General features: G+C 68.8%; 12 protein-coding genes and 1 pseudogene. 2 read left to right on the forward strand and 11 right to left on the reverse strand.

The annotated features are described in order from the left end of the window. Positions 1–144: 144 nt before the first annotated feature. Positions 145–648, reverse strand: a pseudogene (locus ACPC54_RS17070) (HNH endonuclease); the annotation flags it as partial. A 447-nt stretch (positions 649–1095) separates the two neighbouring features. On the opposite strand from ACPC54_RS17070, the gene ACPC54_RS17075 reads away from it, so the two are divergent. After that, positions 1096–2286 carry a mechanosensitive ion channel family protein gene (locus tag ACPC54_RS17075; RefSeq protein ID WP_498965594.1) on the forward strand — a complete coding sequence of 397 codons (1191 nt, stop codon included), beginning with the start codon at positions 1096–1098 and terminating at the stop codon, positions 2284–2286. A 44-nt stretch (positions 2287–2330) separates the two neighbouring features. On the opposite strand, the gene ACPC54_RS17080 is transcribed toward ACPC54_RS17075, so the two are convergent. The 10 genes from ACPC54_RS17080 to ACPC54_RS17125 all read right to left on the reverse strand — a co-directional run bounded on the left by ACPC54_RS17080 (position 2331) and on the right by ACPC54_RS17125 (position 9145). Then, positions 2331–3047: a hypothetical protein gene (locus tag ACPC54_RS17080; RefSeq protein ID WP_498965595.1), complete on the reverse strand. Its 717-nt coding sequence runs from the start codon at positions 3045–3047 to the stop codon at positions 2331–2333. Positions 3048–3069: 22 nt separating this feature from the next. Further along, positions 3070–3759, reverse strand: coding sequence for a pentapeptide repeat-containing protein (locus ACPC54_RS17085; protein WP_498965597.1), 690 nt, complete (start codon positions 3757–3759; stop codon positions 3070–3072). 73 nt (positions 3760–3832) lie between these two features. Next, positions 3833–4009 (reverse strand): multiple cyclophane-containing RiPP AmcA, encoded by a 177-nt coding sequence (amcA, locus tag ACPC54_RS17090; protein WP_498965598.1) that lies wholly within the window; start codon positions 4007–4009, stop codon positions 3833–3835. Further along, on the reverse strand, positions 4006–5244 hold the full coding sequence (amcB, locus tag ACPC54_RS17095; RefSeq protein WP_498965600.1) for a cyclophane-forming radical SAM peptide maturase AmcB: 1239 nt from the start codon (positions 5242–5244) through the stop codon (positions 4006–4008). The genes amcA and amcB overlap by 4 nt, the downstream gene beginning before the upstream one ends. A 533-nt stretch (positions 5245–5777) precedes the next feature. Continuing rightward, positions 5778–6035, reverse strand: a complete 258-nt coding sequence (locus tag ACPC54_RS17100; protein ID WP_498965602.1) for a hypothetical protein — start codon at positions 6033–6035, stop codon at positions 5778–5780. Positions 6036–6133: 98 nt separating this feature from the next. Then, positions 6134–6985, reverse strand: a complete 852-nt coding sequence (locus tag ACPC54_RS17105) for a helix-turn-helix domain-containing protein (RefSeq protein WP_498965626.1) — start codon at positions 6983–6985, stop codon at positions 6134–6136. Then, positions 6982–7434 (reverse strand): DUF6879 family protein, encoded by a 453-nt coding sequence (locus tag ACPC54_RS17110; protein WP_498965604.1) that lies wholly within the window; start codon positions 7432–7434, stop codon positions 6982–6984. The genes ACPC54_RS17105 and ACPC54_RS17110 overlap by 4 nt, the downstream gene beginning before the upstream one ends. Before the next feature lie 43 nt (positions 7435–7477). Then, complete coding sequence (locus ACPC54_RS17115) at positions 7478–7705, reverse strand: hypothetical protein (protein ID WP_498965606.1); 228 nt, start codon at positions 7703–7705, stop codon at positions 7478–7480. A gap of 382 nt (positions 7706–8087) precedes the next feature. After that, positions 8088–8285, reverse strand: coding sequence for a DUF397 domain-containing protein (locus tag ACPC54_RS17120; RefSeq protein ID WP_498965607.1), 198 nt, complete (start codon positions 8283–8285; stop codon positions 8088–8090). A gap of 11 nt (positions 8286–8296) precedes the next feature. After that, on the reverse strand, positions 8297–9145 hold the full coding sequence (locus ACPC54_RS17125) for a helix-turn-helix domain-containing protein (RefSeq protein WP_498965627.1): 849 nt from the start codon (positions 9143–9145) through the stop codon (positions 8297–8299). Between the two features lie 151 nt (positions 9146–9296). Here ACPC54_RS17125 and ACPC54_RS17130 point away from each other — a divergent pair, with 151 nt between their 5' ends. Further along, a complete protein-coding gene (locus tag ACPC54_RS17130) occupies positions 9297–9650 on the forward strand; it encodes a hypothetical protein (protein ID WP_498965608.1) in 354 nt (117 codons plus the stop codon). Positions 9651–10031: the final 381 nt, after the last annotated feature.

The following is a 10031-nucleotide window of genomic DNA, read 5'->3' on the forward strand; positions in this document are numbered from 1 at the left end:
TCAGGCGGAGAGCGGTTCGGGCTGCTCGCCGCGGCGGACGGGGGCGGAGTGGGCGCCGTGCGCCCGGCCGAGCGGGACGGTGTGGCCCGGCTGCTCGGTATGGTCGTGGTGCTCGTACTCGCCCCACTGCGGGGCGCGCAGCTGGTCGCCGCCGCCGTACGGCTCCAGGTAGGGGCGCCAGCGCGGGTCCTTGATGCCGGTGCCGATGATCCGCCAGGCGAGGCCGGACGGCGGTGCGGGTGGTCGTTTCATCCGCCAGCCGAGTTCGGTGAGGTGCCGGTCGGCCTTGGTGTGGTTGCAGCGGCGGCAGGCCGCCACCACGTTGTCCCACCGGTGCTGGCCTCCCCGGCTGCGCGGGATGACGTGGTCGACGCTGGTGGCGGCGGCCCCGCAGTAGACGCAGCGGCCGTGGTCGCGGGCGAACAGCGCCCGGCGGGTGAGCGGGACGGGCCCGCAGAACGGGACCCGGACGAAGCGGGTCAGTCGGACGACGGACGGCGCCGGAAGGGCGCTGGTGGCGCTGTGCAGAGTGACTTCCGAGTCCTCCAGGCTGACCGCCTTGTGGTTGAGGACCAGGATGAGTGCGCGGCGCATCGATACGACGCCGAGTGGCTCGTAGGACGCGTTGAGGACCAGGACATGCGGCACGGATGCCTCCTTGGACGCCTGCGGCGCGTGGCTCGCGCCGGGACGAGCGGTTGGATCGCGCAACGAGTGCGTGATCTCCCCCAGTGTCGCCTTACGCCTTCGTACGGCGCCACCACTCCTGTGTAACGGACCAGGAGTGAACTGCGAGTGTGGTCTCGGTCATATCCGGTATGCCCGGGGGAGGGTCGGGTTGCACCCGGGTGCCTCCGGGGCGGGGCCGGGCGGCCCTCCCGGGGGACGTATCGGCCGGTCGGAGCAGTGCCGGCCGCCCGGCGGGGCGGGGAGCGCACCGGGGCGTTGACGGGGCGTCCGGGGCCGGGCACACTCCCGCCGGGGCCGGTCGGTGTGTCCGGACCGGTGTTCGGCGGCGGATAGGCTAAGCGGCACGGTCCGCGGGCCGCTTGCGCGGTGCGGGCCCGTCACGCCCCCTGCAAGGAAGGTCCGCACGTGTTCCGCTCCGGCGCCCTCGGCCCAGTCGCGTCCTCGACGCTCTCCACCCCGACGCCGGCTCCCAGCCCCACCGCACCCCAGGTGCCGGGCCTGGACCTGCGGATCCCGACCAGCGCGCAGGAGGTGTCGGACACCACCAAGCAGGCCGCCAGCTGGTTCGACTCGCACTGGCAGTCCTGGCTGGAGAGCAGCCTGCGGATCGTCTTCATCGTGGTGCTGGCCCTGGTGCTGCGGACCGTGGTGAGCAAGCTGATCACCCGGCTGATAGCGCGGATGGCGCGCAGTCACGAGCACCACGAGGAGAGCCGGCTGGGCGGGCTGCTGGCCAACCACGGGGTGGTGAACCCGGAGCGGCGCCAGCAGCGCTCGGAGGCGATCGGCTCGGTGCTGCGCAGCGTGGCCTCCTTCTCCATCCTGGGCACGGCGGCGCTGATGGTCCTCTCCGCGCTCGGGGTGAACCTGGCGCCGCTGCTGGCGAGCGCCGGTGTGGCCGGTGTGGCGATCGGTTTCGGCGCCCGCAACCTGGTGACCGACTTCCTCTCCGGGGTCTTCATGATCATGGAGGACCAGTACGGCGTGGGCGACGAGATCGACACCGGGGTGGCCACCGGCACGGTGCTGGAGGTCGGACTGCGGGTGACCAAGCTGCGCGGGACGAACGGCGAGATCTGGTACATCCGCAACGGCGAGGTGAAGCGGATCGCCAACATGAGCCAGGGCTGGTCGACCGCCTCGGTGGACGTCCAGGTCGGGTACAAGGAGGACCTGGTCAAGGTCGAGGCGCTGATCGAGTCGACCGCGGAGGCGCTGGCCAAGGAGACGCCGTTCGACGAGCTGGTCTGGGCGCCGGTGTCGATCCTGGGCGTGGAGTCGGTCGCGGCGGACTCGGTGGTGGTGCGGGTGGAGGCCCGGACGGCGCCGGGCAAGGCGTCGCTGGTCTCCCGGGCACTGCGGCAGCGGCTGAAGTCGGCCTTCGACCTGTCCGGCATCAAGGTCAAGGAGGACACCCTGGCCGCCGCCGCGGCGGTGGGTGCCTCGCACACCGGCGTGGTGATCACCCCGGCGCCCGGCCCGGCCGGCGACGCGGCACCGCCGTCCGCACTCTCCGACCCGACCTCGCCGCGCTACCGCGCCGCCGAGCCGATCCCGCTGCCGAAGCCGCCGGTCGACGACCTGACGAAGCCGTAAGGCTCCGTACGGCGGCCGGCTCGTGCCGGTGCGGCGGTTGCCGATCAGACCGCCGTCGGCAGCACTCCGCGGGGCCAGTGGCCCAACCAGAATGCGGCGGTGGACGGCTCGGGCTGGTCCTCAGTCGAGCCGTCGTGGGGCAGCAGCTCGGTGGGCGCGAGGTAGCCCTCGCCGGGGTCGAGTCGGATGCGGAAGCACCTGAGCGACTGGCGGCCGGCGACGTACGCCCGCAGGTCGTCGGTGTGCGGGTACCGGCGCTCGGGGTCGCGGTAGAGGGCGCGGCAGATCGCTCGGATGTCGAGGTCGGCGAGCAGGACGTACCGGGCGCCGGGACCAAGGTTGAAGCAGAGGCGTCGGCGGCCGGTGTGCTTGGCCTGGTAATCGAGGTTGTCCCAGTTGTCGACGTGCAGCCCGATGCGGCGGCCGTCCTGGTAATTCGGGGTGGTGGTGAGGACCTTGGCCGGGCTGGCAGCCTGGCCAAGGTGGACGGCGTCCGGCTCGCCGAGCGAATCGGCGAGGGCGGCCAGACTGGCCGGCGCCGGGCCGTCCGGGAGCTTCACCAGCTCCACCAGGGTGCTGTCGGGGGTGTGGACGGTTGGCTTGAGGCGCACGGCCAACTCGGCGGTGAGGGGCTGCCAGGGACCGGCCGGCAGGACGGCCCCTGGCTCGTATTCCGGTTCGATGGTGGCGGTGCGGACCCCGGTGGTCTCGCACCGCTCGATGAGAGCGGCGGGGTCGGTGTGGGCGATGGCGAGGTTCATTCCGGGCTCCTCCCGGTTCGGGTCACCGGCGCTCGTCGAGCGTGTCGCCGAAGGTCACGTCCAGTTCGGCGATCAGGGCCTCGGCGAGCTCGGCCTGCTGGGCCCGGTCGATGATCACCCGGGCGAGGTTGGCGACGCCCCGCAGCGAGGTCAGGTCGTTGCCGCGCAGGTCCAGGCCCCGGTACTTGCCTCGGCCGAACTCGGCCAGCCGCAGCGTGCAGGCGTCGAGGACCGTGCCGCTGAGGTCGCAGCCGGTGAACGATGCCTCGGTCAGCACGCACTTGGAGAACGCGACCGGCCCGGTGGCCCGGACCTGCTCGAAGCCGGCGTAGTCGAGCTTGCAGTTGTCGAAGAGCACGTTGTCCAGGGTCAGGCCGGTGAGGTCGGCTCCCAGGATCTTGCAGTTGCGAAAGACGGTGCGGGACAGCTTGCTGTCGCTGATGCGGGCGGCGGCGAGGTCGCAGGCGTCGAACTCGACGGAGTCCAGGCGGACCTTGTCGAACCGGACGCGGTCGGCCCGCAGCCCGCTGACGCGGCCGGTGATGAGGCTGGTGTCGGTCAGGTCCAGGTCCCGCAGCTCGGCGTCGCCGTACTGGAAGTCCTGGACGATGCCCTGGGCGGAGTCCAGGGAGGTGACGTTGGACAGGTACAGGCCGGGCTCGTCCAGGCGGGGCAGGGTGACGGTGACACGGCCGAAGGTGATGCTGTCCACGGTGTCGGACTCCGCTCTCTCGTGTGGGCCGAGCCCGCACCGCGCTGATGCGGGCCCGGCGAGGTTGGGCGTGCTACTTGCTCTTCTTGGACCAGTTGTCCCAGGTCGGCCGGTTGTCGAACTTCGGGGTGTTGTTGTGCCAGGTCGGACGATTGTCGAACTTGGCGGCCGCGATGTCGGCGACGGTTCCGGCGGTGAGGTCGGCGATCACCGGGGATTCGGTGGTGGCCAGCAGTTCGAGGACGGTCATGCGGATTGCTCCTCTCGGACGGTATCGAACAGTGCGTTGACAAGGGCCTGCCTGGACACACGGCAGTAGTTGGTTTCGGTGGTGTCCAGACGGCCGTTCTCGAAGTAGCGATTGCCGGCCTGGGCTCCTCGGCAGAAGCCGAAGAACTCGCAGGCGGCCTCGCACTCGTCCAGACCGGTCAGGAACTCGCGCACGTAGCGCAGGTGGTGTGCGCGGTCCAGCATGGAGCCGATGCTCAGCTCCAGGACGTTCCCGGCCCGGAAGTCGTCGTACGCCGGGTCCTTGATACCTGCCAGCTCGGGCGAGAGCAGCACCACGTCCCCGGCGGAGGACTCGGTCGGGATCGGGTCGATCAGCAGCTCGTCCCAGGCACCCGGGCCCGCGCGGACGGCTCGCAGGTAACCGCCGAGCCGGTCGACCTCACGGACGGTCGGCTCGCGGTGCTGCCGGGACCAGGCGATAACGCGGCGCCAGAACTCGCGGGCCTGTTCGACAGCGGGTACCGCTCGGTCGGTGTTGACGCCCTCGATCTCCTCCATGTTCAGGCCCACAGTGTGACAGCCGAGGCCCGTCATGAAGGCCAGCAGACCCTCCGGGTCACCGACGCTCTCCGCGCTGACCACCGCGATCACGGAGAACCGGACGCCATGCTCGCGCAGGCGGCCGATGCCCTTCATGATGCGGTCGAAGGCGGGGCTCCCGGCCCAGTCGACGCGCTGCCGGTTGAGGGCGGACGGGCCGTCGATGCTCACCCCGACCCGGAAGCCGTACTCTGTCAGGAAGTCGCACCACGCGGGCGTGACGAGCACCGCATTCGTCTGCACCGAGTGCTCGATGAGCCCGGCCCGCCGCAGCGGTTCGAACGGGGCCAGCAGTTCGGCGAAGCGGCGGCGGCCGACTGCCAACGGCTCGCCCGCGTGCCAGACGACCTCGACGGGCGCCGGCGAGGCAGCGTCGGCGAACTCGGCGATCGAGCGGGCCACCGCCTCGGCGACCGGGACAGGCATCGGGGTCCGCCGGTCCCGGTCGGGCAGGTAGCAGTAGGTGCACTTGAGGTTGCAGAAGCCATCCGGCTGCACGACCACCGCCTTCGGGCGGCGGGCTATGCGGCGCCGGTAGCGGGCCAAGGTCTGCATCGTCGCGCCTTCCTCGCGCAGACGGATCAGCTCCGCCTCCTTCCGATCGAGGTCGAAGAAGGAGCCGGCGGGGACGCGGGTGGCGATGGCGGTCTTCAATGCGGACTCTCCTTGGTTGGGAGTGTGTTCGACGCCGAGCGGCGGGTCGGCTCGGATGATCACCCGCGCCGACCCGCCCATGCCGCCAACTAACCGGCATCAGTTCGGAACTGCGGTCAGACCTTGGTACCCACCGGGGCGAAGTCGCCGTCCGGGACCGAGTGGTCCAGGCGGCGGGTCAGGTTGGTGACCTCCGGGTCCGGCTCGATGATGACGGTGCTCACGTACCTCTCCAATCGGGTTGGCCTATGCTCGCCCGCACCCGGGCGGGCAGTCTTGCGGGGTGGTGCGGTCCGGCCCAGCAGAAGACCCTTTCCTGTCGGCCGGGGGTTCGTGGGGGCGCCCGAAGGCGCGAGTGCCGGCCAGTAGCGACCGGAGGCGATCAGCGCTATTGCCAGCGCTGTCAGGATGAGCAGCCAGAGCGTGTAAGCGACGGCGACCGGCCAGGGGTTGGGACTCCGCGAGCCACTTGTTCGGCGGCCTCCCGGCAGGCGTCCTGGCCGTCGTCCACGAGCCGTCGAATACCGTCAGCCTCACTCGGCCCTTCTGCGGGCAACGCAGTTGTGGCAGGGGCAAGTGGATTGCACGGCGGCGTTCTGGAGCAAAGTGCCCACGGACGGGACGCGGCCGGGGTAGTTGGCCTCACGATAGTCGTCCAGCGGCCTCCACCCGGGCGGCAGCTCGGGCCGCTCGGGGTTCATGGACTCGGCCGGGTCCCCGTAGACGCGCTTCGCCGTGCGCCGCTTGTGGGTCGTCTTCGGGGACTCGGGCTGGTCGGACGGTATTGGCATGACGCCGCTCCCTCCGTCTCAGGGCGCCTGGTGACGTTTAGAGACGGTAGGGAGCAGCAGGATGCGCAGTCGACGAACTTGCTTGAATTTGCTCGCATTCACCCGAGCGCGTTGATGGCTCCAGTGATGAGCGATCTCGCCTCAGCACCGTAGACAGCGATGCTTGCCAGCTCGGAGAATGCCTGGCCGTACTCGGAAATCTCAGCCGGCTGGGTGGTGGTGAGGTGGGCGGAGACGAGCTCGACGTTCACCTGCGCATCGTCGTAGATGGTGAAGGACTCAACCGGCCAGCCAACGCCTCTGGTCGAACCGAGGGGAATCACCCCAAGACTCACCGACGGGAGGGAGCCGACGGTGATGAGATGGCCGAGCTGACCGACCAGGATGTCCGGAGTGCCGATGACGGTCCGCAGCACCCACTCCTCGATCAGGATGGCGAACCGGTGATCTCCCGTGTGCAGCACCTTCTGCCGCTCCATTCGCACCGCGACAGCGTCGTCGACATCGTCCGGAGCGCTGCGCAACGAAACGATCGTGCGCAGCACTTCGCGTGTATAGGCCGCTGTCTGGAGCAGGCCGGGGATGACCCACGACTGGTACATCCGGAATCGTCGCGTGCGCTCGAACAGGGGGCGCACGGACTCCTGAGCCCGTTTGAGGCCGGCGCGCTCAAGGCGCCGCCACTCGACGTACATTCCCTCGATGTTCCGGGCCGTCGCGATGAGGTCTGCTGCCTGATCCGGGACTCCGCAGATGGCCGTCCAGGCACTCAGATCGGCCTCCGAAGGCATCACCCGGCCGCTCTGGATCTTGGAGCACTTCGATTCATGCCATCCCGCAGCTTCGGCCAGCGCCCGCGCGCTGAGTCCGGAGTCTCGCCGGATATCGCGCAGACGCTGGCCGAGGGCCTGCTTGGCTTGCTGAACGCTGGACGACGCGGACACGGTCAGCGCAGCCGGAAGTCCTCGTGCGGAACCGCCCGTTCCCAGACGGCCTCGAAGGCGGAGGCGCAGAGCTTCACGGTCTGCGGATCGGTGGTGACCTCGTCGTCCAGGAAGTCGCCGTCACCGCTGAAGTGGTGGACCAGGAGAAGCTGTCCGTCGATCAGCCAGAAGTCGTTGCCCGGGAGCGCCAGGCCGGTCGTCTGCCGCCGGGGAAGCCACCTGACCTGCTCACCGGAGGCGACGTTCCGGAACGTGATCTCGTGCTCGAACCGGATGTACTCGCTCACCGGTTTCGAGACGACCCGCGCGCGCCGCACCTCAACGCTGCGGCTCGTGGTCTCCTCGATGAGCTGCAACCAAGGACTCCACCACGACGAACGGTCGGCAGGGTCGTCGCGCTGTCCGCTGAGCCAACGGAGGAACAGCGGGTCGTCCCGCATGTATCCATCGCGCATCTCCAGGTGGAGAGCTGAGCGGGTGCAGGTCCGCAGCAGATCCTCAAGCGATGGGACTGCTGCCACCGTTCACCTCCGGGAAGAACTGCATCATGCGCTTGGGGAATTCGATCACGGTCTCGTGCCCGGGAATGTCCATCTGCGAGAGACGTTCCGGGTCGAGCACCTTCCAGCCCTGGAGGATGTAGTTGCCCGTCGCGTCGTCGAAGTAGACCGTCGGGGACTTGCCTTCGGGGCTGTTGGGGTCTTGTCCGAGCTTGTGCAGTGCCATAGTCGGCCTCCTAAGCGGGTCGGAGTCGATCGCCTTGAACGAGCTTGCCGTACAAGTCGCCACTCGCACCATGAACTTGCTGGAACTTGCTCTGGCCTTCCGCTACGACGACCACTTGGTCGTCAACCCGCTGCCCCATCCAGGCCAGTGGAGGCCAACAGCTGGTTCTACAACTACGCTCACGGCCTCGAATCCATGTCAGTCTTGCGGTCCAGAACTCCTTCGAGGGGGCCCGCACAGTCTGCGACGCCTTGGGTGTGTGCCCAGCGGCGGTGCAGCGGTGCGGCAAGCTCTCTCGCTCGCTGCCACCGTTCCGGCCCAGAGGTTCGGCTGTTTCCCCCATCGCTTCTCGGTCCGAGCAGGCGGGCCACCCAAGGAGGAACTACCTTGTCAGGTGGTCGAACTCGCCTTCCTTGATGCCGCACAGGAGGGCGCGGAGCTTGCCTGGCGTTGTGGTGATGACGACGTCGGGGTCATCGCTCTCGCGGAGCTTGATGCTGCGGTCGGGGGCTTCGGCGAGATAGATGCAGTTGGCCGACTCGGAACTGTAGCTGGACTTCTGCCAGTTGAGAGCTGACATAACGCTTCCTCTCAGGAGTCCTTCTCGATACGAGCAATGAGATCACGTGACTTCGCGGGACTGAGGGCGCAGGCTTCCATCAGGTCCAGAACCTTCTGGTACTTCACCAGTTGCGCATGGGCGTCAAGGAACTCGGAGCCGTGATATGTATCAAGCTGTACGGTGTCGAGCTGGGGCACTGCTGCGGAGCAGTAGACGATGGACTGCCCAGAGCCGGGGAATGCGCCTGCGCCGAAGGGAATCACGAGAACCGAGACGTTCTCACGCATGCTCGCCTCGATGAGGTGCTTGAGCTGTGCGCGGGCCACAGCCGGCCCACCGAACCCCATCCGCAGGGCCGCCTCATGGACAATCGCCGTGAGCGGGATCGCCTGCTGGCCGTAGAGGACGACCTGCCGCTTGATTCGATACGACACCCGATGTTCCACCTCGTGCGGCGCCAGACGCGGTACAACGTTGCTGGCGAGCACGCGTGCATGGTCGGCCGTCTGGAGCAGGCCGGGGATGTGAATCACCGAGGCGATACGCATCGCCGTGGAGTGGTGTTCCGTTTCGGCAAGATCGAGCATGTTCGGTGGCAGGATGTCGCGGTACTCCTCCCACCACCCCCGAACCCGCCTTCCAGTCATGCCGGCGAGAGCGTCGATCAGGCCCCGGTCCGCACATGTGTATGCGCGAGCGAACGCGCGCACCCGCTCTGCACTCACCGCGTAGCGGCCCGCTTCGATTCGACTCATGTGAGCCTGGCTCACACCCACCCGAGCGGCAGCCGCAGTTGAGCTAAGCCCGGCGTCCTCACGGAGTTTGCGCAGTTCAAACCCAAGGCGTTGCTGCCGCAACGTCGGGGAACTCGATGACATCGCGATCCTCTCGTTCACTACCCGGAGTAAAAAGGGCAAGTCTTCAATGGGCTGCATGGCAAGTATGCCATGCAGGCGCTACCGTATGACACGAGTCAGTTACTGAAGGTGCTGGCCATTGGCTAACCATGCCTTGAGGCAGGAGACTTCCATGACCCCTGAGCCCTCGCAAAACCCCCGCCCGGTCACGCCTCGACCGTCTGCCGACCCGACCTTCGACCAGGACCTGTGCGGGCTCGTGTTGGACACCGCGCCTCGGATGTTCGCCGTCGTACAGGTATGTGACGAGGGCTTCGCGGACGCCGACGGGTGGGTCGTGGCTTGGGGGCTCGTCGATGATGACGGGCCGACGCACGTGATCAGCGTCGACGGACGGGCGCAAATGACCCTGGCATCTCCCGATCGAGCCTTGCGCCATTTTGCAGGGCGCCCGGGGATCACCTCGCGGCTGGTCTGGCTCGCACAGCCGAGAGCTGCCGCGATGGACCAAGCCGAAGCTGCCTGACCCTCGGCCGCCCGGTTCGCGCTGATCACTTGCTCCCCCGGCCCGGGTGGCCCGGCCGTTTGTCGGCCGGGCCACCCGCCCATCGCGGTGATTGCGGGTTGCGCCGGATTGGAGCGCTCCCCAGCTCTGGCGCCGGCGGCCTCGCTTGACCGGGGCCGCCTTTCCCTATTACCCCAAATCCTTCCCGCCCTCTGCGCAGGAAGTCGGTCCGGCCGACTTCCTGCGCAGAGGGCGGGCCAAGCGGCGAGGTGCCTGGCTCTGGTCTCGGGGGGCCCCCCCCCCCCGGGCCGGGGCCCCCCCCGCGGGGGGGGGGGGCGGGGGGGGGGGGGGGGGGGGTGGGGTTTTTTTTTGGGGGGGGGGGGGGGGGGGGGGGGGCCAACA

The organism is Kitasatospora sp. NPDC094028, from assembly GCF_049543595.1.
GTDB lineage: Bacteria > Actinomycetota > Actinomycetes > Streptomycetales > Streptomycetaceae > Kitasatospora.

What these genes read in the sequence shown, in the direction of transcription:
- ACPC54_RS17115 (WP_498965606.1), bottom strand. Translation starts at nt 7,705, where the DNA reads ATGGCACTGCACAAGCTCGGACAAGACCCCAACAGCCCCGAAGGCAAG.
- ACPC54_RS17100 (WP_498965602.1), bottom strand. Translation starts at nt 6,035, where the DNA reads ATGCCAATACCGTCCGACCAGCCCGAGTCCCCGAAGACGACCCACAAG.
- ACPC54_RS17080 (WP_498965595.1), bottom strand. Translation starts at nt 3,047, where the DNA reads ATGAACCTCGCCATCGCCCACACCGACCCCGCCGCTCTCATCGAGCGG.
- ACPC54_RS17125 (WP_498965627.1), bottom strand. Translation starts at nt 9,145, where the DNA reads ATGTCATCGAGTTCCCCGACGTTGCGGCAGCAACGCCTTGGGTTTGAA.
- ACPC54_RS17110 (WP_498965604.1), bottom strand. Translation starts at nt 7,434, where the DNA reads ATGCGCGATGGATACATGCGGGACGACCCGCTGTTCCTCCGTTGGCTC.
- ACPC54_RS17130 (WP_498965608.1), top strand. Translation starts at nt 9,297, where the DNA reads ATGACCCCTGAGCCCTCGCAAAACCCCCGCCCGGTCACGCCTCGACCG.
- ACPC54_RS17120 (WP_498965607.1), bottom strand. Translation starts at nt 8,285, where the DNA reads ATGTCAGCTCTCAACTGGCAGAAGTCCAGCTACAGTTCCGAGTCGGCC.
- amcA (WP_498965598.1), bottom strand. Translation starts at nt 4,009, where the DNA reads ATGACCGTCCTCGAACTGCTGGCCACCACCGAATCCCCGGTGATCGCC.